The organism is Paenibacillus sp. URB8-2, assembly GCF_013393385.1.
In the GTDB taxonomy this organism is placed as follows: domain Bacteria; phylum Bacillota; class Bacilli; order Paenibacillales; family Paenibacillaceae; genus Paenibacillus_AQ.
Genome location: NZ_AP023239.1, coordinates 4,217,996 through 4,243,784, shown reverse-complemented (window position 1 = coordinate 4,243,784; position 25,789 = coordinate 4,217,996). Strand labels below are relative to the sequence as shown.

Sequence of the window (25,789 nt, the reverse complement as noted above, 5' to 3'; positions counted from 1 at the left end):
AGTGGAGCGATGGGAAGATGGAGGACCGGATCATATCCGCGAATTTAATGATGGAAGACCAGGCGGTGGAGCTCAGTCTGCGTCCCCGCTATCTGGCTGAATATATAGGGCAGAATCAAGTTAAAGAGAACCTGAAAATCTATATCGAAGCGGCAAAAATGCGGAGCGAGGCGCTGGATCATGTGCTGTTGTACGGGCCGCCGGGGCTCGGAAAGACGACGCTAGCCAATATTATCGCCAACGAACTGGGAGTGAACCTCCGGACGACGTCCGGTCCCGCGATTGAACGCCCAGGTGATTTGGCGGCGCTGCTGACCAATCTGCAGGAAGGCGATGTGCTGTTTATCGATGAAATTCACAGGCTGCACCGGACGGTTGAGGAAGTGCTGTATCCGGCGATGGAGGATTTTGCGCTTGATATTATGATCGGCAAAGGGCCAAGCGCCCGCTCGGTCCGGCTGGATCTGCCGCCGTTTACACTTGTGGGGGCCACCACGCGAGCCGGCTTGCTGTCCGCACCCCTGCGCGACCGCTTCGGCGTTGTCAGCCGATTGGAGTTCTATACAGAGGATGAGCTGAGCTATATCGTCTCTCGGGGGGCTGATATTCTTGGTATTGAGATTGTTGGCGACGCAGCCGAGGAGATTGCGCTGCGCTCACGGGGAACTCCCCGGATCGCCAACCGGCTGCTGAAACGGGTCCGTGATTATGCCCAGGTCAAAGGAGATGGGATTATCACTCCGGAAATTGCCGGGGAGTCGTTGAAAATGCTGCAAGTTGATCCCAGGGGCCTTGACAGTATTGACCATAAAATGCTGCGCTCGATGATTACGGGCTTTCGCGGCGGACCTGTCGGGCTGGATACGATTGCAGCTACGATAGGCGAAGAGAGCCAGACAATAGAAGATGTTTATGAACCGTACTTACTGCAAATCGGCTTATTACAGCGTACACCACGGGGAAGAATGGTTACCCCGGCCGCTTATCAGCATTTAGGAATTCCGCTCCCTCCGGAGCAATCTTGAACTTTATCGACTTTGGCGATTGGAGGAGAACGTGAAGATGAGTCATGCATGGAGGAAAAAGAGAACGGCTCTGGCAAAAGGCTTGCTGGCAGCCGCGCTGGCAGCGGGAAGTCTGCTGCTGCCCGCCGGGGCCGGTTACGCCGATTCCGCCCGGACGATCAGGGTCGCGCTTTTTGCGGATATCGGCAGCAAATATAAATTGACGGTCCCGGCGGTCACGCTGCTCTCGGGCCAGGCCTGGAGCCTGACCGCCCAAGATGGCGGGACCGTTCTCGTTACGATTCCTTCGGGGACGAAGGTGCGCGCAAGCCTGGACGGATACCGCGTCAAGGTGCTTGAGACATCTTCCTGGCAGACGGTAGCCGATGCGGCGAAGAAGCTCCAGTCCACGTCGGACAAGCCTTTGCTGTTTCTGAACTCAAAGGGAGGCAGCAATGTATATCAGCTCTATACCGGGATATACGCCAGCGAAAGCGCCGCGAAGAATGCGGTTGATAGAGTGGCCAAAGCCGGTTTGAACCTCCCGGCGGACCAAGTTCCCGTTGTCAAGGGCGGCAAGCATTTGACAGCGGGCAGCTATGCCACTCAGCAGGAAGCCGACACCGCAAGGGCAAGTATAGCCGCGGCCGGCGTTGACGCCTGGACCGCCGTCGTTCCTTCCGAAGGCGGAGGGTCGCGGTACGAGGTGTGGGTAGCCGAAGCTGCCAATGACAGCGACTTGGCCGCAGCACGGCTTGTGCTTGGCCAGGTGATGCCGCAGCTGATATTGACGACGGCATCGGCGGGTCTCATGATCCGTAGTGATGTCGGACTGGATTTGAACAGCGAGACTCAAGCAGTACACTACGCGGTATCCGGTGATGCGAAGTTTAAGGCTTCAGCGGGCAGTTCAGGCATTCAGCTTGCCGAACGATCAAAGCGGACCTACCGCGGAAGCCTGGAGCTTGGTGGATCGAACGGATCGCTGTCCGTTGTTAATGAACTCTCGCTAGAACAATATCTGTACTCGGTCGTTGGCGGGGAGGTCTCTTCGAGTTGGCCGGCCGAAGCGCTTAAGGCGCAGGCGGTGGCTGCTCGCAGCTATGCGCTTGCGCAGGGGCTGCGATTCGACATTGCGAATGTCGTGGACACTACGCTCAGCCAGGTCTACAACGGGACTGGAGCCGAGGCGGCATCGATTACGTCGGCGGTGGATTCCACGGCAGGCGAGGTGCTGAAGAGTGGAGGGAATATCGTTGAAGCCGTATTCTCATCCAACAGCGGCGGAATGACAGCCGATCCGTCCGAAGTATGGAATAATGGAGGAAATGTATTTTCCAGCGTAGACAGTTCAGGCGACAGTTCCGCTGTGGCTACTGCGAAGAAATGGTATTATGTGCAGCTGTCTAACGGCTTGGACGGCTATGTCCGGGAAGACAATGTGAAATTGACTGGCGACAAGACCGCCGCCGGCCTGAACATGCTGACGGCGACGACCAAGGATGTCAATGTGCGGGCGCTGCCTGTGGTTGACAGCAGCGTAAGCCCCGTCGGCAAGCTGAACCCGGGAGAAAATGCGGTCGTTCTGGACAGTGTGCTGGAGTCGGGCAGCTACAGTTGGATTAAAGGACCTTATTCATCCGGCGAGCTTCTGAAGAGTCTGCAAGGGAAGACGAGCGGCACTCTGCCTTCATCCATCGTCAGCCTTCAGGTAACGGAGCGTGGTCCGTCGGGCCGGGCCGTTCTGGTCCAGGCCAACGGCAATGCCCTTACAGTGAAGTATCCCGATTTGTACCGCTCCGCATTAGGCGGACTGCCCAGCACTTTGTTTGATATTGTGCCTTCGGGCAGTTATACTGTACTAGGCGCCGACGGCCAAACCGCAACAGTAAGCGGTTCACAGCAGACGGGCGTACTGTCCGCTTCAGGTATGGTAACGCAAAGCGGCAGCGGGACCGTCGTTATGGACGTGGACTCCAAGGCGCGGGTAGTAGACGCCAATCCAGGCTTTCTGTTCATTGGCTGGGGCAACGGCCATGGACTCGGCATGTCCCAATGGGGCGTGAAGGGAATGGCGGATAAAGGGTATGATTACAAGGAGATTTTGCAACACTATTTTCAGAATGTCACTATAGTTAAGGAATGACTAGCAATGAATGTGGATTTGTATGATTTTCATCTGCCGGAAGAACTGATTGCCCAGACTCCGCTTGCCGACCGCAGCGCATCCAGGCTGCTCACGTTGGACAAGCGAAGCGGAAGCACAGAGCATCGGCAATTTACCGATATTCTTGATGAACTGCAGCCAGGCGATACGCTTGTGCTGAATGATACGAGAGTGATTCCCGCCCGGTTGTTCGGCGTTAAAGAAGATACCGGAGCCAAGGCCGAAGTGCTGCTGCTCAAAAGCTTGGGCGAAGACCGGTGGGAGGCTCTGGTGAAGCCGGGAAAAAAGCTCAAGTCCGGTGCCGTCATATTCTTCGGTGAGGAACTTCGGGCGGTAATCGAGGATGAAAGCGACATGGGCGGGCGCACGCTGCGGTTCATGTACAATGGGATTTTCCAGGAGATTCTGGACAGGCTCGGAACGATGCCGCTTCCGCCTTATATTAAGGAGAAGCTGGACGACCGGGAACGGTATCAGACCGTATATGCCCGCAATGAAGGCTCGGCGGCCGCACCTACGGCCGGTTTGCATTTTACGGAGGAACTACTGAAGAAGATTAAGGAAAAAGGGGTTAAACTAGCCTACATTACCCTCCATGTCGGGCTTGGCACATTCCGGCCGATGTCCGTGGATACGGTTGAGGAGCATGTTATGCATGCGGAATTTTTCATGCTGTCACGTGAAACGGCGGATATGCTGAACGAAGCCCGGGCAAAGGGAAGCCGAATCGTGGCGGTTGGAACCACCTCATGCCGTACGCTGGAGACGGTCGGCGGCATGTTCGGCGATGGACCGCTCGAAGCATGCAGCGGCTGGACGGATATTTTTATCTACCCTGGATACGAATTCAAGCTGGTGGACGCCCTGATTACGAATTTTCATCTGCCGAAATCGACGCTGGTCATGCTGGTCAGCGCCTTGGCGGGCAGGGAGCATATTCTTGATGCCTATCAAGAGGCGATTCAGAGGAAGTACCGCTTTTTCAGTTTCGGCGACGCAATGTTCATTTACTAAGTAAGAGGATGGGTTACGAATATGGCAGCAATAACATACGAACACATTAAGACATGCAAACAATCGGGGGCCCGTCTCGGCAGAGTTCATACTCCTCATGGGGTTATTGAGACGCCCACTTTTATGCCGGTAGGCACCCAGGCGACTGTCAAAACGATGAGTCCCGAAGAGCTTAAGGATATGGATGCCCAGATCATTCTGAGCAATACGTACCATTTGTTTCTCCGTCCGGGACATGATATCGTCCGTGAAGCCGGAGGCTTGCACAAATTCATGAACTGGGATCGTCCGATCCTCACAGACAGCGGCGGTTTTCAGGTGTTTTCTCTGAGTGAGATGCGTAAAATCACGGAGGAAGGCGTTCACTTCCGTTCCCATCTGAACGGGGATAAGAAGTTTTTGTCGCCGGAGGTTGCGATGGAGGTTCAGAATGCGCTGGGCTCCGACATTATGATGGCCTTTGACGAATGTCCGCCTTTTCCGGCAGAGTACGACTATGTAAAAAAATCGCTGGAACGGACGACTCGCTGGGCGGAACGCTGCCTGAAGAGCCATGCCCGTCCTCATGATCAGGGCCTATTTGCTATCGTTCAGGGAGGCATGTTTGAAGATCTTCGCCGGCAGAGCGCTGCCGAGTTGACTTCCATGGATTTCCCGGGGTATGCTATTGGAGGACTCAGTGTCGGAGAATCGAAGCAGCTTATGTATGAAGTGCTGGATTATACGGTTCCGCTGCTGCCGCAGGACAAGCCGCGCTATCTGATGGGTGTCGGTTCTCCTGACGCGCTGCTGGAAGGCGCAATCCGGGGTGTTGACATGTTCGATTGCGTGCTGCCGACCCGTATTGCCCGCAATGGAACGACAATGACCAGCCAGGGAAGACTCGTTGTCCGAAATGCACAGTATGCCCGCGACTTCGGGCCGCTTGATCCGGAATGCGGCTGCTACACCTGCCGCAATTATTCGCGTGCGTATTTGCGTCATTTGATCAAGAGCGACGAGACCTTCGGACTTCGTTTGACGACCTATCATAATTTGTACTTCCTGTTGGAACTGATGCGTAAGGTGCGTAAAGCCATCATGGAAGACCGGCTGCTGGATTTTCGAGATGAGTTTTTCGCACAATACGGTTTAAATGATAATTCAAAAGGTTTCTAAGCTCTGGATTGTGCTTTAGCGAAGATTTGAAAGGGGGGTGAAATATGTTTCAGTACGCTGCAGGTGCAGGATCCCAATCCTCAAGCATTTTAGGGCTTGTTGGGCCGTTTGTCTTGATGTTTATCGTGTTCTACTTCCTGCTGATCCGTCCTCAACAGAAGAAGACCAAGACGCGCAATTCGATGTTAAAGGCATTGAAAAAGGGTGACAAGGTCGTTACGATCGGCGGCCTTCACGGCACGATTATGGAGATTTCGGACGATATCGTGGTTCTCCGGGTGAATGATGTAACAAAATTGACCTTTGACCGTGGTTCGATCAGCCATTCCGTAGCAACAACGGAAGCGGATTCAAAGCAATAGTTTGCAAGTTTCTGTTTCACTAAGCGGTGCGCTTTCCATGAATGGGAGGCACACCGCTTTTTATTGTGTGAAAAAAGAAGCCCCGGTTCGGGACTTCTTCGATGAATGTTATAAGCCATGCGCATGAAAAGGAGCGCTCAATACCGAATGGGGATACTGACAGCCTATTGCAAAGGGGTAGCTTCACTGCCGACCCGCAGAGCAGCCTCACCGCCGCGAAGCGTAAGCTTGGCGAGTTTAACGCTGAGCGAGGAAGAAAGCACGGCAAGAAGTGTACCGCCGATCATATCGGTAAACCAGTGGATGCCCAGATAGAAAATACCGAAAATAATGAAGGCGGCCGAAACGCCCGCGACTGTCATCCAGCGCCTGTTGCCCGACCTGAAAGCCAGCAGCGCCGATGTCAGGGAAATGGAGGTATGGAGGCTGGGAAAGCAATTATTCAGTCCGGACAACGCCCGGTACTCCTGCTCAAATCTCGGAAATACATCCAGCATCACGAACCGGACCCCTGCGGGTGCATAGGACCAAACCTCATTTACCGGAAAATAAAGATAGAAGGGAATGGCAATTGCGTAATTTAGAATAACGGCGTAACAGGTCGCGTAGAGCATCAGACGGTTATTGTCCATCAGATACACTCCAAGCGAAGCGGCAAGCACCGATTGCAGCATAAAAATGTAAAAGAACACGATAATCGGAGTCAGCCACGGAGTGTAGAAGAGATGCTGTACTGCCTGAACGAAATGTCCTTCGAGACCGAACACAAAGCCGGTGAAATCGGAGGTGAGATGCAGTTTTTTCTCAATTTGCAGCTCATACTTGTTAAGGGCCAGCACACCGGACATGCCGGCGATCAGAAGCACGAGTTTATAGGATCGCAGCATTTCTTTGGCGAGGTAAACCAGTGCCATAAACGGATTTCGGCGGGTGACAAGGCCGATCAGCAGAAAGACAATCACTACGGTAAACCCTGAAACAGTATTCATAGATTGGTAAAGCAAAGCGATCAAAGCCTCCTTGAATGTGCAAAAAACAGCAATTAGATGATGACAGTGTATCACATTTTGGGAAGCGCTGTTTCAATTTTTTGAAAATATAAACATTATACTTTCTGGAAATTGACCCCGAACATTCCTCCAAGCGCGCCGATGAACGCTGCAGCCGCAATCCACAGCAGATCAGGCGCTTTCAGAGGGCTGTCCAAAGCCAAGAAACCGATGATCAGCACAATGACTCCATAAAAAGCGCCTGTAAGGCAGCCTTGATACCATCCCCTGCTGATGGCTCTTTTGCCTGCCGTCCAGCCTCCGAGGGCAATAGCCAGTCCATGTACAACATAGGTATACAGCGAGAGATCATGTTCGCTCAGCCCGCTTCCCCAAAGCAGCAGCGAAAGAATGAAAGCTCCCATCAGCATCCACAAAAAAGCGCGGCACAGGCCCGACAGCACGGGATTCCCTATTTTCAGCGAGAACAGTTTCCGGAGCAAATCCATGGTTTAACCTCCTCTTATTCAAAGTGCTAAGTCAATTACTTCATACTATGAGACGGCTTGCCCCAATAGTACACGAAAGCGATGGACGGGCATTTACCAGTAATTGAGCGCCGGGTTTCCGAATGTTACATGGGACTCGCGGTCAGAATAGGACTACATTGTTCCATCCGGCGCTGTGTGCCCGGGGACCTGTAAAGGAGAGCGAAGCAATATGTTCCGGCATATCACCGCACATATCTTTATGACCTTGCTGATGTATCTCTTCATTTTCCTGAGCTTGCGCATCATGGGGAAAAGGGAGATTGGGAAGCTGTCGGTGTTCGACCTTACGATTTCAATTCTGATCGCCGAAATTGCCGTATTCGCAATCGAAGATATTGAGCGTCCGTTGTATGACGGAATCGTGCCGATAGTGACGCTTGTTCTGACGCAGGTGGTGCTTGCCCATTTCAGCCTGAAAAGCCGTAAGCTGCGGCTGCTGATTGACGGTAAACCGAGCATTCTGATATCGGACGGCAAAATTCAGCGTAAGGAAATGCGTAAACAAAGATATAATATTGACGATCTGCTGCTGCAGCTGAGAGGACAAAATATTACCAGCTTGGCAGATGTCGAGTTCGCGATATTGGAGCCTACCGGACAGCTGACCGTAATTGAGAAAGACAATGACATTTCTTCCTCCAACCGTTCAGGGAACAGCAGTTCAGGCAAAATCATTTCAGACAGCGAAGCGTCCGTCAATGAGTTCCCTAAAGACAAAATCCGGTATGAGGGACTGCCGGTACCGCTGATTATGGACGGCAAGGTACAGGATGATAATCTGGAGATGATTGGGAAAACGCGTTTTTGGCTAAGAAATCAGATTCGGCAACAAGGCGTCTCCGATTTTCGTGACGTATTTCTTTGTTCCATCGACCACAAAGGCAAGCTTTATGTGGATCATAACCGCTCCAAATAGCTACAGCCATCGGCCGATAAGCGGAATTCGTTCAAGGTCGCGGCGGGAAAATAGTCCGGTTAACAGGGAAATCCCCAGATACAGCGCCATGCCGAGAGCGGACGCGAACAAAAACTGCATCCACTGGGCCTCGGCTATCGATATGTGGGTGTATACATATTTTACGCCGGCGCCCATGATCGTCATCGCCGCTCCAGTCTTGAGCAGGTCGTTCAGCTTCAAGCGAAGGGAGATCAATTTGACGACGCTGTAACCGTGCAGCAATGTGACCAGGATGCTGTTGGCAATAATAGCGATCAGAGCGCCGTTGATTCCGTATTCCGGTCTTGAGGCGAGCGAAAGGATCAGCAGAATTTTTACAGTCGCGCCGATCAATGTATTGATCAATGCCGTTCCAGGGCGGTCCATCGCCTGAAGGACAGCCTGAAGCGGAGCTTGAACGTACAGAAACAGGGCGAACGGCGCCATCATTTGCAGCATGGGAGCAGTGTCTGAACTGCCGTACAGCAGGGTACATAAAGGGACGGCAAGCACATACATAAGCACGGCGAACGGGGCGCCTGTGACCATGGCCAGGCGCAGGGCCTGATGAATCCGTTTATGAATCGCCTTGAGATCGCGGCGGGCCGACGCTTCGGACAGTGAAGGCACCAGCGAGACGGCAAGCGCGGTGGTAAGCGCGCCCGGCAATAAGAGCAGCGGGATTACCATACCCTGAAGTGAACCGTATTGAGCAGTTGCCATTGAAGTGGCAATCCCTGCCATGGCAAGGCTCCGCGCAGTGATAATCGATTCCAGCAAATAGGAAAACGAGCCGACGAGCCTTCCGGCGGTTACGGGGACGGAAATGCCAAGCAGACGTCTCAATATTCCGCCATTTCGGCCGGCGCTCCCTAGGGCGGGGTCTTGTTTTGTCGCTTCAACCGGTTTGTCGTTCTGCTGGTCAGGCTCCGGTTTGTCCTTTTTTAAGGCGGAATAGTACTGGATAAGCAGCACCAGCATCCCTGTAATTTCACCCGCGGTAACTCCCAGCATGGCTCCGGCTGCGGCGAAGGCGATCCCTTTTGGCAGCAGCTGCCAAGAGAACCACAGCATGAAGAAAATTCGCGTTACCGTCTCCAACACAGAAGACAGCGCGGAGGGAATCATATTTTGCAGACCTTGAAAATAACCCCGGTATACGGCGGAAACTGCGACAATGGTGAGCATTGGAATCATGGCGATGAACGTATAATATACACGGCTGTCTGTTAAAATAACGTTGGATACCCAGGATGCGCCGGCAAGGGCGATTCCCGTAAACAGAATGCCCAGCGAGATGCTAAGCCCCAGAGCCGTATGCAGGATGCGTCGCGACCGCTCCGGATGTCCCTTGCTTTCGGCTTCCGCCACCATTTTGGCGACGGCCAGCGGAATCCCACCGGTAATGACCGTAACGAGCACTAAAAAGAAAGGATAGCCCAGCTGATACAAGCCGACACCCTCGGCTCCAATTACACGCGGCAGGATAATGCGCGGAATGAAGCCCAGCATCCGGTTAACAATACCAGCCGAGAGCAGAATCATCGTTCCATAGATAAAGCTTTGCCTTTTCGGTTTCCTCAAAGGGCATTCCTTCTTCCGGGGTGAAATGTGGCGGCAGCCGAACGTTGTCCTTTTAAATGGATATGCCGCATGTGATCGGACATGACAGTCTTCCCCGCATAACATTTTGACGGTAAAGAAGGAAAGCGCGAATGAAGGTCGAATATTATAAAATTATGAAGAGAGTTCATGGACATTGTTGATAGACGTAACAGGGAGGTGTGAACACGTGGAATCGGAGCGTAAGGATCAAGAACTGCTGGACAAGGAGTTCGAAGCCATGTGTCTCAGCAAAGCGGAGGAATTTCGGCTTCTCGGCTATGAATATGTTATCGCCCAAGATATTTGGGAATGTGTCAGCCGGAATTATGCCAAGGAAGGAACGCCGCCGCTCCACAGAATCGTGAATGACATCTATTCCCTGAAAGTAACCACCTATATGAATTATTTGACCATTTCCATGTACAAGGGACTAAAGTGAACGGAATTTGCGAGGATATTTTGCAAACGGCTCCACAAAGGCGTAAAGTAGGAGAAAGGTAACTTCATAGAAATTCAGGAAACGGATGGCTATTCCCGGCAAGCGGCTGAGGGCTGCCGTTTCTTTTTGATTGCGGCGCTCTTTTGGCCGCTTGTTTCCGCATGCCGTCAGGCAGGATTATAATTAATAGGAGCTTGCCGGAGGAACGCCGCGAACACAGCGCTGCCAATGCTTGCTGAATTGACGCTGATTTGGCGCGTAGCTATAATAGGAATATTGAGTTTAAGAAAGGGGAACTAGCAAGAGCATGAAAAGACTTCTGAGCTTCATCATTACCGTGCTCGTCTTAGCGGCCGTTATGGCGGTATCGACTCCCGGGCTGCTTGACAGAGTACGGCTGGGTCTTGATTTGAAGGGCGGCTTCGAAATTTTATACCAAGCCCAGCCTTCCGAGCAAGGCAAGGAAATAACCCGGGCTTCTTTGCTGCAGACCGCTGCCAGCCTTGAGAAACGGGCCAACGTACTAGGAACGAGCGAACCGGAGGTTACCACCGAAGGAACGGATCGTATCCGTCTGAAAATCGCCGGTGTCACCAATGAAGCTGAGGTTCGTGAAAAGATGAAGGAGCCGGCAGTTCTTACCTTCCGCAGCGCCGCGCCTGGCGACGCCGAAGGAACGTACAGCAAAATCGAGCTGGTAGGCAGCGATTTCGTTGAGAACGCCGCGACCATCGGCCGCGACAGCCTGAATCAGATCGAAATCAGCATCAAGGTTAAAGATAAACAGAAATTTGCGGAAATTACGAAGCGTCTGCTCGGTCAGCATCTGGCCATCTACCTGGATGATACTAAGCTTTCCGATCCGCAAGTAAGAGCGGAGCTTACGGAAGGAACCGCATCGATTTCGGGGAATTATACAATCGAGGAAGCCCGGAATTTGGCCGATACGATCAATCTCGGAGCCCTGCCGCTGAAGCTGACGGAGAAATACTCCCAGAGCGTAGGCGCAACCTTGGGCAAGCAGTCCCTGGATCAGACGGTTAAAGCCGGCCTGATTGGTTCAGTGTTTATTCTGCTCTTTATGATCGGTATGTACCGTGTTCCTGGCCTTATCGCCAGCTTTGCCTTGATTCTGCATACATGGCTGCTTATTCTGGTCTTCGTATTTGCCGATTTTACCTTGACGCTTCCGGGCGTGGCGGCATTCATACTCGGGATCGGGATGGCGGTTGACGCCAACATTATTACAAATGAACGAATTCGGGAAGAAATGCGGAGCGGTAAGAGCATCATGTCCTCCGTCAAGGCAGGCAGCAAGTCCTCCTTCCGTACTGTTATGGACTCGAACGTCACCACGATTATCGTCGCGGCCGTCATGTTCGCTTTCGGTACAGGCTCGGTAAAAGGCTTCGCGCTCGTGCTGATTGTAGAAATTCTGCTCAGCATATTTACGAACCTTTATTTCGCCCGTTGGCTGCTTAATATGCTGGTTAAGGCCGGCAAGCTGAGCAAGCCAAAGCAATTCGGGGTAAAGGAGAGTGAAATCAGTGCGCTTTAAGAAAGAGCTCGATTACGTCCACTTGAGCAAATATTTTTACATTTTTTCCATCACGCTCACGATTCTCGGGATTATTTTCCTGGCGATATTCAATCTGAATTACAGCGTCGATTTCAAAGCCGGCTCCAACGTTGACGTTTCTCTTTCCAAGAATTTGACGGTGGACCAAATCCGTACGGCTGTCGCTAACATAGGAACAGATCATGAACCGAATATTACACCCGGAACGCAGCGCATGACCATCCGCTATGACGGAGTACTGACGAGTGAGCAGGATGCTGCGCTGAAGAGCGCCATTTCCAAGCTTGACGACAAGGCATCATTTGAAGTCAACACCGTCGATACTGAAATGGCAAAAGAACTCGCCCGCAACGCGATTTATGCGGTTCTCATTTCCTGCCTGGGCATTATCGTGTACGTAAGCATCCGTTTTGAATGGCGCTTTGCGATAGCTGCGATCGTTGCATTGATCCATGATGCGTTCATGGTCGTTGCCGTATTCTCCATTTTCAGACTGGAAGTGGATCTGACATTCATTGTCGCTGTGCTGACGATTATCGGTTATTCAATCAACGATACGATCGTTATTTTTGACCGGATTCGCGAAAATCTGCGCTTCGGCAAGCAAAGGACCTACGACGATCTGAAAGTTCTCGTCAACAAGAGTATCTCTCAGACTATCATGCGTTCTCTTTACACCGCCTTTACCGTATTCATCGCCGCATTCTTCCTGTTGGTGCTTGGCGGCGAGTCGATCAAAATGTTCTCTCTGGCCATGGTTATCGGTCTGTTGTTCGGTGCATATTCCTCGATCTTCATCGCAAGTCCGCTGTGGCTGCTGCTGAAGAAGAACCAGAAGGTTAAGCCCAAGAGCAAGCCTGCCAAAGCGTAAATGATCCTTTAAACGAAGCCGCGTCCATGACGACGCGGCTTTTGAAACCTCAGGCGGGATGTCGGATATTATACCCATCAGCACAGCGAGTACATGGAGCGGCAAGGAGGAACCCAGATGAATGAAAAGTATTCGTCTCAAAACGAGCGGGTGGCTTGGACGGGAATTGCCGGCGATTTCACGCTGGCTCTGGCCAAAGGAGTCGCAGGTTACTATTCGGGGAGCAAGGCTTTGATCGCCGATGCCTTATACTCGGGTGCGGATGCCGCGGCGAAGCTGGCCGAGATTCTTCCGTGGCGTAGCGGCGGAGAAGGCAACAGGGCGCGGAAACCGGATTCGCGGGATGGGAAGAATAAGAACGAGCCTTTATTATCCGTTGTATTTGCGGTGCTAATTTTAATGGGCGGTCTGCAAATCGCTTTTTCCGCAATCCGCGACTTGACGAGCGGAGACCTGAATCCTTCAGGAGAACTCGCGTTGTTGACGATCTGTCTGTCTCTGCTGGTGAAAGAAGCTATTTTTCAATATCAATACCGCACTGCCCAAAAAATCGGAAACGGAAGTCATGCCGCTTATGCCGATAATCATCGCTTCAGCCTGTATACTTCGCTGACCGTATTAATCGGCGTGGCGACGTCCATGCTCGGAGGCTATCTGAATTGGCATCCTCTCTTGTACCTGGACCCGATCGCCGCACTTCTTGCTGCTTGCCTTATTCTCCGCAAAGGATATTTGCTTATTCTCAGTACGATTTACGGCAAGAATAGCCAGGAGCTTCCGCATGAAGATGCCGCAAATTTTATCGATACCGTTCAAAAAGTTCATGGAGTCATTCGCGTGGAACATTTAAAGGCGCTTGAGGAAGGCCGATATGTCAATCTTCAGGTCACGATCAGCGTCAATCCGCGAATCAGCGTGATGGAAGCGCGCGAAATCGCAGATTGCGCCAAAAAGCTGCTGCAGCACCGTTTCGTCCATGTCGGCCACGTTCATATGGATATCGTGCCTTACGAACCCGGTTATCCTTACAAAACCAATTATGAGCTGACGGACAGTGAAATGCCGACGCTGCTGCAATAGCCGGCTCAAGCGCGAGAGAAAGGTGAACCGCATTGCTTCATTCAAAAACCAAATGGCAATCTCCGGTAGCCGATCCCGTTCAATCCAGGGAATTGGCCCGGAGACTTTCTGTTTCTCCGCTCGTTGCATCCCTGCTTGTCGCGAGAGGGATGAGCGACCCGGAAGAAGCACTTAGCTTTATAGAAGGCGCAGTGGTAGAAGATCATGATCCATTCTTGCTGAAAGGGATGAAGGAGGCCGTCCCCCGCATCAAAAAGGCGCTGGAGGAAGAGGAGCATATCCTCGTCTACGGCGATTACGACGCTGACGGCGTATCCAGTACTTCGCTGATGATTCATCTTCTGCGGCACCTGGGCGCCTCCTTCGACATTTATATCCCCCACCGTTCCAATGAGGGCTACGGGCTGCATAACCACGCGCTCGATTGGGCGCTCCAGCAGGGCGTCTCGCTGATCATTACGGTGGATACTGGAATCAGCGCCTGCAGCCAAATCGCTTATGCGAATGAGCTTGGGATGGATGTTGTTGTTACGGATCATCACGAGCCTCCGGCTGTTCTGCCTCCCGCATATGCTCTGATCAATCCGAAGCTGCCTGGCTGCCCGTATCCTTTTAAGGGATTAGCCGGTGTAGGGGTCGCCTACAAGCTGGCTCAGGCGCTTCTGGATGGACAAGTCCCGGAAGAATGGCTGGAAATTGCAGCTATCGGAACGGTAGCCGACCTGATGCCCCTTCTTGACGAGAACCGAGCCATTGTGCGAAGGGGACTTATAAGTATGCGCCAATCAAAGTATCCCGGCATTCGGGCGCTTCTTGATGTGAGCGCCGTAAACGTGGAGAAGGTAGGCGCGGTCAATGTCGCTTTTGCGCTGGCGCCTCGCATTAATGCCAGCGGGCGCCTCGATCATGCCGGACGGGCGGTGTCTCTGCTGACCACAGAAGATCCCGTGGAGGCAGAGCGCCTTGCCGCAGAACTGGACATGCTGAATAAAGAACGGCAGATGGTCGTTGACCGGATTGTTGCCGAAGCGTTAGTCCGCTTGGAAGAAAGAGTTAAGGATGGAGAACTCCCAAGCATCATAGTTCTGGCGGGGGAAGAATGGAATGTCGGGGTAGTCGGCATTGTCGCTTCCAAGCTGCTCGAACGTTACTACCGGCCTGTGATTATACTGGACATCCATCCGGAAACGGGCTATTGCAAAGGCTCGGCCCGGTCCATTCCCGGCCTAGATATCTACGCGGCGCTTTCATCCTGCGCGGATCTCATGGATCACTTCGGCGGCCATCCGGCGGCGGCGGGCATGAGCCTGCACCGTGACAACCTGGACGCATTTGCCGCCGCGCTTGAGGAGTTCGCTTCCGGTGTTCTGACGGAGGAACACTTTGTGCCGGTGGTCACGGCGGACGGAGAATATACGCTCGCCGATTTATCGCTACGGGCCGCCGAGGAGCTGGAGCTGCTGGCTCCTTTCGGAATGAGCAATCCGCTACCGAAATTTATCGTTCGGGGAGCGGCAGTGAAAGAGACGCGTACTATGGGACAGGGCAATCGTCACCTGAAGCTGGTTCTGCAGCAGGAAGGCAGGACGGTCGAAGCCGTCGCTTTTGGCAAGGGAGAGCTGGCCGAGCTGCTGCCGCCAGGGACCGGCATTGATGTGCTTGCGGAATTGTCCGTCAACGAATGGAACGGGTCCCGAAAGGCGCAGCTTATGCTGCAAGATCTGGCGGTCCCACAGCCACAGCTGTTCGATTTCCGCGGTGCGCGGGATGCCGCAGGCAGGACACAACGTCTGCTCGATCTGCTGCTTCCGCAGACCGCCGCCAGGCAAGATCTTGCGGCGGTGGTGGTCCGCAAGGAACGTCTGCTCGAGCGGGAGCAGACGGAATGGCAAGGGATGTCCTTTTGGGTATATGATCAATATAAAGGAATTTCTCCTGTAGACGATCTGCCGGCGGGAGGACATTTGGAGAACCCATTATCCCTGCTATGCCTGCTGGATATGCCGGAGTCGCCGCAGCAGCTTGACGTGCTGCTTAAGACTTTTCCGGAGGTGCAGAACATCGCGCTGCTGCACTCGCTCCGCCAGGAGCGAGATCGTCTGCTCGTTCCAACAAGAGATCATTTCAAGACCCTATATAAATGGCTGGCCGTCATCGCCGCCAAGCCAATTTCAGAGCAGGAAGTCCTTCTGCGGCTGAGCCGGAAATCGCCGATGAGCCTGCGGATGCTGAAGATGATGCTGGACGTATTCGAAGAGCTTGATTTTATTATGAGGGAGCAGGGACAATTATCCTTTGTGACCCGGCCCGCAGCCCGCGACCTGGCTTCTTCAAGCCATTTCATGTACCTCAGTGAATTGGCGGAAATGGAGCAGTACTTCACGGAAGGGAGTACAGCCGAGCTTCAAGAATGGATGGAGTCGCGCAGACTCGGTGCATCCTAAATCCATTGAGGCCTTGTGAGAAAGCAGATGCTTTCGAAGCGAGTTTTGCGAAGATCATTCAAAGAAGTTATGCTATCAAAACAAAGCAAATGCTTCCGAAGCAAGTTTTGCGAAGATCATTCAGAGAAGTTATGCTATCAAAACTTTTAGGGGGAGTTATTTTGGATTTCAAAGAATTTATCCGTGTGATACCGGATTTTCCGATGGCGGGTATAAGCTTCAAAGATATTACGACTCTGCTGAAGGATGGCGAGATGTACCGCCAAGCTATTGACGCGCTGAAAGAACGCGTGTCTCATTTGAATATCGATGTCATCGCCGGTCCGGAAGCCCGTGGCTTTGTGGTAGGGGCTCCTCTTGCCTATGCGCTGGGTGTAGGCTTTGTACCGATCCGCAAGAGCGGAAAGCTGCCGTACGATACGATTGAAGCGGGATATGATCTGGAATACGGCAAAGACCGGCTTGCAGTACATACCGACGCGATACTTCCCGGCCAAAATGTGTTGATCGCCGACGACCTGCTGGCAACAGGAGGTACCATTTCGACTGCGGTTAACCTTGTTCACCAGCTCGGAGGCAATGTGGTCGGAGCGGCATTTTTGATTGAACTGGAGCAGCTTGAAGGCCGAAAGAAGCTTCCTGACGTTGAAGTGGTTTCCCTTCTTAGTTACGAAGATTGACATTTATCTCTAGGTAGATTTCGCTATTTTCCGGGAAATAAAAAGCCGGCAGCCATTACCGTACTCAAGTACGATGAGGCTGCCGGCTTTTTGCAAATATTAGAATGGATATGCTGAGCGCATATTATCAAACATCCGACGCTTTGGCCTGCTTGATCTCTTCCTTGTCATTGGACAGGCCAAGAACCTGGAACAGCTTGAACAGCAGGGAGAGCACAATGCCAACTATTGTCGCAAGCGCCATGCCTTTGAGCTGAACGCCTCCGATGGTAAGGGAGGTGCCGCTGATGCCCACTACGAGAACGAGCGTTGCCAAAATCATATTGGTCGGCTTTGAGAAATCGACCTTCTGTTCAACAAAGATGCGAAGTCCGGAAGCCGCGATGACACCGAACAGCAGCAGCGATACGCCCCCCATGACCGGAAGTGGAATGTTGGCGATGATGGAAGAAAACGTGCCGGAGAACGATAGCAAAATGGCGATAACCGCCGCTCCTCCGATAACATAGACGGAATAAACTTTCGTAAGGGCCATAACGCCGATATTTTCGCCGTAAGTCGTATTTGGAGTGGAACCGACAAACCCGGAAATAATCGTCGAAATGCCGTTGACCATGAGCGAGCGGTCAAGTCCGGGATTCTTGGCGAGATCTTTGCCCACAATATTGCTGGTCACGAGCAGGTGCCCGATGTGTTCGACAATAACGACGAGGGAGACCGGAATGATGGTCAAGATTGCTTGCCAGTCAAAGGAAGGCGTAGTAACCGTCGGATGGGCAAAGAAATGCGAGTTCGCAATTGCCGAGGTATCAACCCTGTGCATAAGATAAGCCAGGACGTATCCTGTGACGATACCGATCAGAATGTGAATGATTTTGGGGAATCCCCGGAACAGAACCGATCCGATAACCGTCACGCCAAGAGTAACCATGGAGAGCGTAATCGCGCCCGCATCCGGTTTCCAATCCACAGCGCCCGATGGAGCGATCAGCCCGGCCATTCCCGCGGCCACCGGCACAAGCTCGAGTCCGATTGTAGCGACGATGGCGCCCATTACCGCAGGCGGGAAAACGACGTCAATCCAGCCCGTTCCTGCATAGCGTATGATTAGGGCGACAACCACAAAGATTACGCCCGTTACGATAAAAGCGCCCAGAGCAAGCGAATAACCATGACTGTGATCGTCTTGATGCGCAGCCAGCACAGCCGTAACCGGCGAGATAAAAGCAAAGCTGGAACCGAGATAAGCGGGGATTCTGCCCTTGCAGATCAATATGTACAGCAGTGTGCCGATGCCGTTCATCAGCAGAATCATTCCGGGGTCGACCCCGAACAGGTTGGGCACAAGCACCGTGCTGCCAAACATGGCGAACAAATGCTGAAGGCTGAGTAGAAAACCTGGGCCCAGGGGGAGTCTTTCGTTGACTTGAATTTCGCGTTGCAAAACATTCACTCCTCTAATTGTTTTAAATCTGGATGTTCACGGAAATTTGCCCCGCAAAGTAAAGAATGTCTTCAATGCGTTTTCCGATGGCTTGCGGACCTTACGAATCTATTACATTATCGGTAAGGAAAACCGCCTTTACTAGATTAAATAGATCGGACCGTTTTTTCAACAACATTTTCACAAAGTCCGTTATTTTTTTCACAGCCGTCTTATAAATCGTTCAGAAATGCCACAGAATGGCAAGTGTTGACGTAATCCGCCGCAAGCGTCATAATAATAGGAAACTTTCAGTATAAGGGAAGTTGTCGGCTTTTTTAAATTGAAAAGAACCGAACCCTGCCTGCGGATGCGCAAAATACGCGGGTTCATTTTATTATAGAAAGGAAACGGATACGACGAGTATGGGCATTGAGCGATTACTGGAAAGGGCCGGAGCCTATATAAAAGAAAAAGATCTTCCACGCATACAGGAGGCGTATATATTTGCGGACCAAGCCCATCACGGGCAGGTGCGTAAATCGGGGGAGCCATATATCCTGCATCCGCTTGCTGTGGCCGATATTGTCGTGAGCATGCAGATGGACGTCATCTCCATTATCGCGGCTCTTTTGCACGATGTTGTGGAGGATACGACGGTGTCGCTCGAGCAGATTCGTGACAAATTCGGCGATACCTGCGCCATGCTCGTGGACGGTCTGACCAAGTTGGAACGCATTCGTTTCCGGTCAAAGGAAGAACAGCAGAACGAGAATTACCGCAAAATGTTCATCGCCATGGCACAGGATATCCGCGTCATTGTCATCAAGCTGGCGGACCGTCTGCATAATATGCGGACGCTGAAGTATCAGTCGGAAGAAAGCCAGCGCCGCATTTCTTATGAAACGCTTGAAATTTTTTGTCCCATTGCGGATCGGCTCGGTATTTCGGCCATTAAATGGGAAATGGAAGATATTGCGCTTCGTTACCTGAATCCCCAGCAGTATTACCGGATTGCCAATCTGATGCACAAAAAGCGCGCCGAGCGCGAGCAGTTTATCGACAGCGTCATCACCCGCATAGGTGTCAAGCTGGACGAAATGGGCATCGAAGGCGACCTCTCGGGACGGCCCAAGCATATTTACAGCGTCTATAACAAAATGACAACCAAGAACAAGCAGTTCAACGAAATATACGATCTGCTTGCGATACGCATTATCGTTGACAACATCAAGGATTGTTATGCCACCCTCGGCATTATCCATACGCTGTGGAAGCCGATGCCCGGACGTTTCAAGGATTACATCGCTATGCCGAAAGCGAATATGTATCAATCGCTGCATACGACGGTGGTTGGCCCCGGCGGCGAACCGACGGAAGTGCAGATCAGAACGTGGGAAATGCACCGAACAGCCGAATATGGGATAGCAGCTCACTGGGCATACAAGGAAGGAAGCGGCGGGGCCGCCAATCCTGAGAACCGGATGCCTTTTTTTCGCGAAATTTTGGAGCTGCAGCATGAAGCCAAGGATGCTTCGGAGTTTGTCGAATCGCTGAAAATGGACTTTTTCTCCGACCTTGTCTTCGTTTTTACTCCCAAAGGGGAAGTAATCGAGCTGCCTGCGGGTTCCGTGCCGCTGGATTTTGCCTTCCGGATTCATACGGAGGTGGGCAACCGCACAATCGGGGCCAAGGTGAACGGGCGGATCGTACCGCTCGACCATAAGCTTAAGACCGGCGATATCGTGGAAATCCTGACCTCGAAGCACTCTTATGGGCCGAGCCGGGATTGGCTGAAGATCGCCCAGTCTTCGCATGCGCGAAGCAAGATCAAGCAGTGGTTCAAGAAAGAAAAGCGCGAGGAAAATGTCGAAAAAGGACGCGAAGCGATCGAGCGCGAGCTGAAGCGGCTCGGAACCGAGCCTTCGGACTGGATGTCGGACGACAAGCTGCTGGAAGCGGCGAAAAAGTTCGCTTTCAACGATATAGAGGATATGCTCTCCGCTGTGGGCTTCGGCGGCATAACGGCGGCGCAAATCGCTACCCGCTTAACGGAGAAGCTGCGCAAGGAGCAGGAGGAAGCGGCGGCGGCCCATTTGGAACTGACGACCGAGAAGAAGGAAATCAAGGTCGCCGAGAAGCGAAACCAGCCGACGAACGGCGTGCGCGTCAAAGGGATAGACAACCTGCTGGTCCGCTTTGCCAGATGCTGTAATCCTGTGCCGGGCGACGACATCGTCGGCTATGTAACGCGCGGCCGCGGCGTTTCCGTACACCGTTCGGATTGTCCGAACATCAAGGCGGAGGAGAGCGAGGAAGCGGCGCGCGTCATCGAGGTCGAATGGGAAGGCAGCATGGAGGCGAATTACAGCGTTGATATCGAGATTACCGGCCATGACCGCAACGGCCTGCTTAATGAAGTGCTGCAGGCGGTATCCGAGAGCAAGACGAATATTTCGGCGGTCACCGGTCGTTCCGACAAGAACAAGATGGCTTTGATTCATATGACCATCCTGATCCGCAATACGGATCACTTGTATTCGGTCGTGGAAAAGGTGAAACGGGTTAAGGACGTCTACACGGTTCACCGGATTATGCAGTGAGTCAGGAGTTGTGGGATTCATGAAAGTGGTTGTACAGCGCTGCAAAGAAGCGCGGGTCGAAGTTGATGGAAAGACCGCCGGGGAGATCGGCGAAGGCCTGATGCTTCTTGTCGGCGTCACCCATGAAGATACGGAGCAGGACGCCATGTATTTGGTGGGCAAGATCGCCGGTCTGCGGATTTTTGAGGATGAAGCGGGAAAAATGAATCACAGCGTCAGTGATACGGGCGGATCGATTCTGTCCGTATCGCAGTTTACGTTATATGGCGACTGCCGCAAAGGGCGGCGCCCGAACTTTATGGCAGCGGCTGCGCCGGTTGAAGCGGAGCGGCTCTACGACTACTTTAACCGTGAACTGGCGGCTACCGGACTAAAAGTCGAAACAGGCGTCTTCGGGGCAATGATGGATGTGTCCTTGATCAATTGGGGACCGGTTACGCTGATTCTGGACAGCAGGGGATAGAAGCAGTTAAGGTTAGCGGGTCGCCGGAGGCGGTATGATATTAAACGGATGGCTGAGAACTTAAAATAAGTTCTCGGACCATCCGTTTTTTTGTTGATTTAGGGTCGGGGTTATCATGTTGGATAGGCTGTTAGCGGTCGGGGCACACTTCAAGGGAAGAACGACAAGCATAAGACCAAGGAGCGCTAGAAATGAGACAGCCGACAAAAGCCTGGGCCTGGAGAACGTTGGCCGCCTTTCCGGTCGGAAGCCCCAAGGAAGCCGCCGCAAGCGTGAAGGAGTCCGAATGGCTCAGCAAGGATGTACTGAAAGGAAGAAGCCGCAATCTGCTGCCGCGCTCGTGAGTGAAGGGGCGAAGAAGAGGCGGCTTTTTCGATATTCGGTTAGAAAGACGCCGATTTCGGGTAATATGACTACGAGACCAAGAACAACAGAAGGGAGAATATTTTACAATGAGTAAAGTTGCTTTTCTGCTTGCCGCTCAATTTGAAGATTCCGAAATGAAGGTTCCTTACGATGCGGTTAAAGGAGCCGGACATGAGGCCGATATTATTGGATTGAAAAAGGGCGAGATGCTCAAAGGCAAAAAGGGCGTAGCCTCTTATACGGCCGACAAGGCCATTTCCGAAGTGAAGGCCGCCGACTATGACGCCGTTGTTATTCCTGGCGGTTCCTCGCCGGAAGGGCTGCGTTCGGATGCCGATATTGTCAAATTCGTGAAGGAAGCGGACAGCGCCGGCAAGCCGATCGCGGCTATCTGTCATGGACCGCAAATCCTGATCAGCGCGGGCCTGTTGAAAGGCCGCACCATTACGTCCTATCCGCCGCTGAAAGACGATATGGTCAATGCGGGTGCGAAGTTCAAGGACGAAGAAGTCGTTGTGGACGGCAATTATATCACGTCGCGCACACCGAAAGACGAGCCCGCCTTTGTGCGTGAATTGTTGCAGGCGCTCCAAGTCAAAGTGACCCAATAAGCGCATCACCCTAAGTTAATTAAGGGAGGCGATAAGAATGACCAAACGGATTCAGGCTTACTTCAGAACGGAAGACGAAGCGGAAGGCGCCAAGACGGCGCTGCTTTCGTTTGATGTGGAAGGGCTGGACGTAGGGGCGTTAACCGATCCTTTGGGGGAAGACAGGCGGTTGCTACTTCCTCTAATGCCGCCGAATAATTTGGCGGGAAGCGGCTCTACCTTTGCAGCCTTCGGTGCTGCCCCAGCGGCCGTGCCGGTGGTTACGGTGGACAATAACGCCGGCAGAGCGCCGCTGAGTGGCGATGATTCCCTTGGCACGGATGATCTTCGTGCGGACCGGATGTACTCAGGCGGAGATTTGGATCATTTGCATTATGTCATGGAGATCAAAGCGAGCGATGAGGATTTCAACGCGGTGGTTCATACCCTGCGGAGCAAAAATGCCTATGTCGAAATTTTTGATTAAAAGCTTAGGCATCATGCCTGCAAAATGTTTTACTTATAAAAGCCCCTGCGCCTTAATGGCGAAGGAGGCTTTTGTAATCCAAGGAAAATAAAACGCTTTCTTTTCTGTAATATAAGAGTAATATTACTATCATGATCGCTTAATATATTGTGTTTATAATAAAGCCATGACCCCCTTTTTTATAATATATAACGTTGGACCTGCAGCAATCGGCTGCAGGTCATTTTTTTGAAATATCAGAAAGTATAAGCTTCGCGCTTATCCTTAACCTGATATTTTTACGAGAAACGGATGCCTTCCTCTTCCAGAGGACGGCGAAGCCGTTTCTTCTTATGGATTTTGAAAAAGACAAGGGAATGTGCTTCTTGAATTTTTTTTGACAGCGTTATCAAAGGGTGCTATGATTTAACTATCGAATGGGTAATCGATTACTCTTATAAATTTCGAAGGGATAGGAAGATACAAATGAAGAACGGTCAAATCTCAATCAAGGAAATTGCCCGTTTAAGCGGTGTTTCGGTAGCGACGGTATCCCGCGTGATCAACGATAACGGCAGATTCTCGAACGAGACGCGGGATAAGGTGCTGAAAATAATTCAAGAGCACCAATATGAAACGAACAGCATCGCCAAAAGCTTGCGCATGAACAAATCCCAAACGATCGGCGTTCTGGTTCCGGATATCAGCAACGAATTTTTTGCAGCGGTCGTGCTGGAGATCGAAAGTTTCTTTTTCGAAGAAGGTTATTCCACCATCATATGCAACACGGCCAAGGACGCGAAGAAAGAGAAAGAATATCTGAAGACGCTGGACGGCAAAATGGTGGACGGTTTGGTCTGCATCTCCGGCCAGGAGGAAGTGCCCACGGATATTCTGAAACGGAAAGTGCCCACCGTCTGCATCGACCGTCGTCCGAAAATGGATACCAACGTGGCTTTTGTCGAGTCCGACCACTATGAAGGCGGCCGGCTGGCCACGCATAAGCTGATTGAAAAGGGCTGCGCAGAGATTGTTCTGCTGACCAAGAAAAACAATCTGTCGTCTGTGAATGAACGTTTGAAAGGTTACAAAGACGCGCTGGCCGGAGCCGGTCTTCCCGTAAAAGATGAACGAATCGTGTACACTGATCCGAAAAAAAGCAGCCTTGAGGCAGCCAAGGAGGCCATTCAAGGCCTGGTTGATGCCGGTGTCCCCTTTGACGGGATTTTCGCCACCAATGACTGGCTGGCTCTCGGGGCGCTGCTTTTTATTCAAGAGACGGGATATAAAGTGCCTGAGCAGGTTAAAATCGTCGGGTTCGACAACAATTTGATTTCTCAATACTGCGACCCTCCGATTACTACGATCAATCAGGATAAAGCTTCATTGGCCAATAAAGCATGCCGGATTCTTCTTGATATGATTGACGGCGTTCCGGGAAGCATCGAAAGGCATCAGATCGTGCCGGTCAGTTTGGTGGAAAGGAAGACCACATAAAAATGAAAGAGTAATCGTTTACTCCAAGAAAGGGGATTGCGATGAGCAAGCTGCTGTGTCCTTCGATGATGTGCGCCGACTTTCGTTCTCTGGAAGATGAGGTGGCCGCTTTGGATAAGGCGGATGTGGATGTGTATCATATTGATATTATGGACGGGAAATTCGTTCCGAACTTCGGCATGGGTCTCCAGGATTTTGAATATATCCGCAAGCAGACGAGCAAGCCGGTAGACGTTCATTTAATGATTGACAATCCCTCCGCCCATATCGATATGTTTTCGCAAAAAGGCGCCGATATTATTTATTTTCATCCGGAATCCGACATGCATCCGACTCGCACTATTGACCGCATACACGCTAACGGGGTAAGAGCCGGGATCGCCATCAATCCGGGTACTTCCATCGCGGCCGTCGAAGCTTTGCTGAGCCTGGTCGATTATGTGCTGGTCATGACGGTTAACCCCGGATTCGCCGGTCAAAAATATCTGCCCTATGTGGATGACAAGATCAAAGGATTGAATGAGTACAAGTCGCGGAATCACTGCGGGTTTGTTATTGTCGTTGACGGTGCCATTTCAGAGGAGAAAATATCCGAGCTCACTCAATACGGGGTTGAAGGCTTTGTGCTGGGCACTTCTACTTTGTTTGGCAGGGGGGAGTCTTACCGGGAAATTATTGACCGATTAAAAACCAAAGAACGGGAGTGCAGCCGATGAAAATCGCCATCGCCAGCGACCATATAGGATTCGAATTGAAGCCGATTATTTCGGCGTACGTCGAAGAGCTGGGACATGAGCTCATCGATTACGGGCCGCACAGCGCCGAAAGAACCGATTATCCGAAATACGCTAAACTGGTGGCCGAAGCGCTAATCGGCGGGCAGGTGGACGCGGGAATTCTGATTTGCGGAACGGGCGTCGGCATTTCCATCGCTGCGAATAAAGTAAGAGGGATTCGGGCGGTAGTGTGCAGCGAGCCGTACACCGCGCAGATGTCCAAGCGGCATAACAATACAAATATTCTCGCTTTCGGGTCCCGGGTGATCGGCGGCGAACTTGCCAAGATGATCGTCAAATGCTGGCTGGAAGCGGAGTTTGAAGGCGGCAGGCATGTGGACCGGGTCGGAATGATTGGAGAAATCGAAGAACAATATTTATGCTGAGGCGATTCCTTCCCTTGACTTTAGCGCAGTGGTTCAGTAGAATCTAACAATATACGGTTTAATATTATGTTTTGATGACGGGACCCAGTAATTCGACCCCCACAACCCCAGAGAGGAATCCCATCGTTGAATTTTACCTGCCTTCTGAAGAGGTCAACGTAAATATTCAGCTTGGCTGCAAGGATTCTGTTGATGAGCGAATGAATGACCTCCCCGAGAACGCACGGCGAACAGCGGCGGATGTCCGCGTCAGTAGCCGTTTTGCGCGTAGGCGGGCGTTAACCGCTTGGAGCGGTCAGAAACTTCGAGTTTCCGGCTGGAATGTGGGTGGTACCACGG

The 25,789-nt window shown here is 52.1% G+C and carries 24 protein-coding genes; 20 read left to right on the top strand and 4 right to left on the bottom strand.

The annotated features are described in order from the left end of the window. Positions 1-17 precede the first annotated feature (17 nt). Genes ruvB through yajC form a run of 5 tightly spaced genes read left to right on the top strand, consistent with a single transcriptional unit; the run spans position 18 to position 5,705 of the window. Positions 18-1,025, top strand: coding sequence for a Holliday junction branch migration DNA helicase RuvB (gene ruvB / locus PUR_RS19595; protein ID WP_179038000.1), 1,008 nt, complete (start codon positions 18-20; stop codon positions 1,023-1,025). 37 nt (positions 1,026-1,062) lie between these two features. Beyond that, complete coding sequence (locus PUR_RS19590) at positions 1,063-3,150, top strand: SpoIID/LytB domain-containing protein (RefSeq protein WP_179036693.1); 2,088 nt, start codon at positions 1,063-1,065, stop codon at positions 3,148-3,150. 6 nt (positions 3,151-3,156) lie between these two features. Next, positions 3,157-4,185, top strand: a complete 1,029-nt coding sequence (queA, locus tag PUR_RS19585) for a tRNA preQ1(34) S-adenosylmethionine ribosyltransferase-isomerase QueA (RefSeq protein WP_179036692.1) — start codon at positions 3,157-3,159, stop codon at positions 4,183-4,185. A 21-nt stretch (positions 4,186-4,206) separates the two neighbouring features. Then, positions 4,207-5,343 carry a tRNA guanosine(34) transglycosylase Tgt gene (gene tgt, locus PUR_RS19580; RefSeq protein ID WP_124695802.1) on the top strand — a complete coding sequence of 379 codons (1,137 nt, stop codon included), beginning with the start codon at positions 4,207-4,209 and terminating at the stop codon, positions 5,341-5,343. Positions 5,344-5,387: 44 nt separating this feature from the next. Next, the gene (gene yajC / locus PUR_RS19575) at positions 5,388-5,705 is read left to right on the top strand and encodes a preprotein translocase subunit YajC (protein ID WP_179036691.1); all 318 of its coding nucleotides are present in this window, start codon (positions 5,388-5,390) and stop codon (positions 5,703-5,705) included. A gap of 164 nt (positions 5,706-5,869) precedes the next feature. Here the strand turns inward: yajC and PUR_RS19570 are convergent, their stop codons facing one another. Further along, entirely contained in the window at positions 5,870-6,709 is an 840-nt protein-coding gene (locus tag PUR_RS19570; protein WP_232101572.1) for a phosphatase PAP2 family protein, read from the bottom strand. 101 nt (positions 6,710-6,810) lie between these two features. Next, positions 6,811-7,203, bottom strand: a complete 393-nt coding sequence (locus tag PUR_RS19565) for a TIGR04086 family membrane protein (RefSeq protein WP_179036689.1) — start codon at positions 7,201-7,203, stop codon at positions 6,811-6,813. A gap of 211 nt (positions 7,204-7,414) precedes the next feature. Here PUR_RS19565 and PUR_RS19560 point away from each other — a divergent pair, with 211 nt between their 5' ends. Then, the gene (locus PUR_RS19560; protein WP_179036688.1) at positions 7,415-8,161 is read left to right on the top strand and encodes a YetF domain-containing protein; all 747 of its coding nucleotides are present in this window, start codon (positions 7,415-7,417) and stop codon (positions 8,159-8,161) included. Here PUR_RS19560 and spoVB read toward each other — a convergent pair whose 3' ends face one another. After that, entirely contained in the window at positions 8,162-9,727 is a 1,566-nt protein-coding gene (spoVB, locus tag PUR_RS19555) for a stage V sporulation protein B (RefSeq protein WP_232101896.1), read from the bottom strand. Positions 9,728-9,974: 247 nt separating this feature from the next. Here spoVB and PUR_RS19550 point away from each other — a divergent pair, with 247 nt between their 5' ends. From PUR_RS19550 to PUR_RS19525, 6 genes are all read left to right on the top strand, one after another. Beyond that, entirely contained in the window at positions 9,975-10,226 is a 252-nt protein-coding gene (locus PUR_RS19550; RefSeq protein WP_179036686.1) for a post-transcriptional regulator, read from the top strand. A gap of 307 nt (positions 10,227-10,533) precedes the next feature. Then, the gene (secD, locus tag PUR_RS19545) at positions 10,534-11,784 is read left to right on the top strand and encodes a protein translocase subunit SecD (RefSeq protein ID WP_179036685.1); all 1,251 of its coding nucleotides are present in this window, start codon (positions 10,534-10,536) and stop codon (positions 11,782-11,784) included. Continuing rightward, the gene (gene secF, locus PUR_RS19540) at positions 11,774-12,676 is read left to right on the top strand and encodes a protein translocase subunit SecF (RefSeq protein WP_179036684.1); all 903 of its coding nucleotides are present in this window, start codon (positions 11,774-11,776) and stop codon (positions 12,674-12,676) included. The genes secD and secF overlap by 11 nt, the downstream gene beginning before the upstream one ends. A 117-nt stretch (positions 12,677-12,793) precedes the next feature. Then, positions 12,794-13,756 (top strand): cation diffusion facilitator family transporter, encoded by a 963-nt coding sequence (locus PUR_RS19535; protein WP_179036683.1) that lies wholly within the window; start codon positions 12,794-12,796, stop codon positions 13,754-13,756. Positions 13,757-13,788: 32 nt separating this feature from the next. Continuing rightward, positions 13,789-16,200 carry a single-stranded-DNA-specific exonuclease RecJ gene (gene recJ / locus PUR_RS19530; RefSeq protein ID WP_179036682.1) on the top strand — a complete coding sequence of 804 codons (2,412 nt, stop codon included), beginning with the start codon at positions 13,789-13,791 and terminating at the stop codon, positions 16,198-16,200. Positions 16,201-16,361: 161 nt separating this feature from the next. Beyond that, positions 16,362-16,880, top strand: coding sequence for an adenine phosphoribosyltransferase (locus PUR_RS19525; RefSeq protein ID WP_179036681.1), 519 nt, complete (start codon positions 16,362-16,364; stop codon positions 16,878-16,880). 127 nt (positions 16,881-17,007) lie between these two features. Here PUR_RS19525 and uraA read toward each other — a convergent pair whose 3' ends face one another. Continuing rightward, positions 17,008-18,324 carry a uracil permease gene (gene uraA / locus PUR_RS19520; protein ID WP_179036680.1) on the bottom strand — a complete coding sequence of 439 codons (1,317 nt, stop codon included), beginning with the start codon at positions 18,322-18,324 and terminating at the stop codon, positions 17,008-17,010. A 404-nt stretch (positions 18,325-18,728) separates the two neighbouring features. Between uraA and PUR_RS19515 the strand changes: the two genes are divergently transcribed. The 8 genes from PUR_RS19515 to rpiB all read left to right on the top strand — a co-directional run bounded on the left by PUR_RS19515 (position 18,729) and on the right by rpiB (position 25,450). Then, positions 18,729-20,906: a RelA/SpoT family protein gene (locus tag PUR_RS19515; RefSeq protein ID WP_179036679.1), complete on the top strand. Its 2,178-nt coding sequence runs from the start codon at positions 18,729-18,731 to the stop codon at positions 20,904-20,906. A gap of 19 nt (positions 20,907-20,925) precedes the next feature. Next, positions 20,926-21,369, top strand: coding sequence for a D-aminoacyl-tRNA deacylase (dtd, locus tag PUR_RS19510; RefSeq protein WP_179036678.1), 444 nt, complete (start codon positions 20,926-20,928; stop codon positions 21,367-21,369). Positions 21,370-21,560: 191 nt separating this feature from the next. Further along, complete coding sequence (locus PUR_RS19505) at positions 21,561-21,713, top strand: hypothetical protein (RefSeq protein ID WP_179036677.1); 153 nt, start codon at positions 21,561-21,563, stop codon at positions 21,711-21,713. A gap of 108 nt (positions 21,714-21,821) precedes the next feature. Next, positions 21,822-22,346 carry a type 1 glutamine amidotransferase domain-containing protein gene (locus PUR_RS19500; protein WP_179036676.1) on the top strand — a complete coding sequence of 175 codons (525 nt, stop codon included), beginning with the start codon at positions 21,822-21,824 and terminating at the stop codon, positions 22,344-22,346. 37 nt (positions 22,347-22,383) lie between these two features. Then, positions 22,384-22,812 (top strand): hypothetical protein, encoded by a 429-nt coding sequence (locus PUR_RS19495; RefSeq protein WP_179036675.1) that lies wholly within the window; start codon positions 22,384-22,386, stop codon positions 22,810-22,812. Positions 22,813-23,277: 465 nt separating this feature from the next. Continuing rightward, complete coding sequence (locus PUR_RS19490) at positions 23,278-24,288, top strand: LacI family DNA-binding transcriptional regulator (RefSeq protein ID WP_179036674.1); 1,011 nt, start codon at positions 23,278-23,280, stop codon at positions 24,286-24,288. 41 nt (positions 24,289-24,329) lie between these two features. Then, complete coding sequence (rpe, locus tag PUR_RS19485) at positions 24,330-25,004, top strand: ribulose-phosphate 3-epimerase (protein ID WP_179036673.1); 675 nt, start codon at positions 24,330-24,332, stop codon at positions 25,002-25,004. Continuing rightward, the gene (rpiB, locus tag PUR_RS19480; protein WP_179036672.1) at positions 25,001-25,450 is read left to right on the top strand and encodes a ribose 5-phosphate isomerase B; all 450 of its coding nucleotides are present in this window, start codon (positions 25,001-25,003) and stop codon (positions 25,448-25,450) included. The genes rpe and rpiB overlap by 4 nt, the downstream gene beginning before the upstream one ends. Positions 25,451-25,789 lie beyond the last annotated feature (339 nt).

Excerpts from the sequence above, each read along its gene's own strand:
- ruvB (WP_179038000.1), top strand. The coding sequence starts at position 18 with ATGGAGGACCGGATCATATCCGCGAATTTAATGATGGAAGACCAGGCG.
- PUR_RS19590 (WP_179036693.1), top strand. The coding sequence starts at position 1,063 with ATGAGTCATGCATGGAGGAAAAAGAGAACGGCTCTGGCAAAAGGCTTG.
- queA (WP_179036692.1), top strand. The coding sequence starts at position 3,157 with ATGAATGTGGATTTGTATGATTTTCATCTGCCGGAAGAACTGATTGCC.
- tgt (WP_124695802.1), top strand. The coding sequence starts at position 4,207 with ATGGCAGCAATAACATACGAACACATTAAGACATGCAAACAATCGGGG.
- yajC (WP_179036691.1), top strand. The coding sequence starts at position 5,388 with ATGTTTCAGTACGCTGCAGGTGCAGGATCCCAATCCTCAAGCATTTTA.
- PUR_RS19565 (WP_179036689.1), bottom strand. The coding sequence starts at position 7,203 with ATGGATTTGCTCCGGAAACTGTTCTCGCTGAAAATAGGGAATCCCGTG.
- PUR_RS19560 (WP_179036688.1), top strand. The coding sequence starts at position 7,415 with ATGTTCCGGCATATCACCGCACATATCTTTATGACCTTGCTGATGTAT.
- spoVB (WP_232101896.1), bottom strand. The coding sequence starts at position 9,727 with ATGATTCTGCTCTCGGCTGGTATTGTTAACCGGATGCTGGGCTTCATT.
- secD (WP_179036685.1), top strand. The coding sequence starts at position 10,534 with ATGAAAAGACTTCTGAGCTTCATCATTACCGTGCTCGTCTTAGCGGCC.
- PUR_RS19535 (WP_179036683.1), top strand. The coding sequence starts at position 12,794 with ATGAATGAAAAGTATTCGTCTCAAAACGAGCGGGTGGCTTGGACGGGA.
- PUR_RS19515 (WP_179036679.1), top strand. The coding sequence starts at position 18,729 with ATGGGCATTGAGCGATTACTGGAAAGGGCCGGAGCCTATATAAAAGAA.
- dtd (WP_179036678.1), top strand. The coding sequence starts at position 20,926 with ATGAAAGTGGTTGTACAGCGCTGCAAAGAAGCGCGGGTCGAAGTTGAT.
- PUR_RS19505 (WP_179036677.1), top strand. The coding sequence starts at position 21,561 with ATGAGACAGCCGACAAAAGCCTGGGCCTGGAGAACGTTGGCCGCCTTT.
- PUR_RS19500 (WP_179036676.1), top strand. The coding sequence starts at position 21,822 with ATGAGTAAAGTTGCTTTTCTGCTTGCCGCTCAATTTGAAGATTCCGAA.
- PUR_RS19495 (WP_179036675.1), top strand. The coding sequence starts at position 22,384 with ATGACCAAACGGATTCAGGCTTACTTCAGAACGGAAGACGAAGCGGAA.
- PUR_RS19490 (WP_179036674.1), top strand. The coding sequence starts at position 23,278 with ATGAAGAACGGTCAAATCTCAATCAAGGAAATTGCCCGTTTAAGCGGT.
- rpe (WP_179036673.1), top strand. The coding sequence starts at position 24,330 with ATGAGCAAGCTGCTGTGTCCTTCGATGATGTGCGCCGACTTTCGTTCT.
- rpiB (WP_179036672.1), top strand. The coding sequence starts at position 25,001 with ATGAAAATCGCCATCGCCAGCGACCATATAGGATTCGAATTGAAGCCG.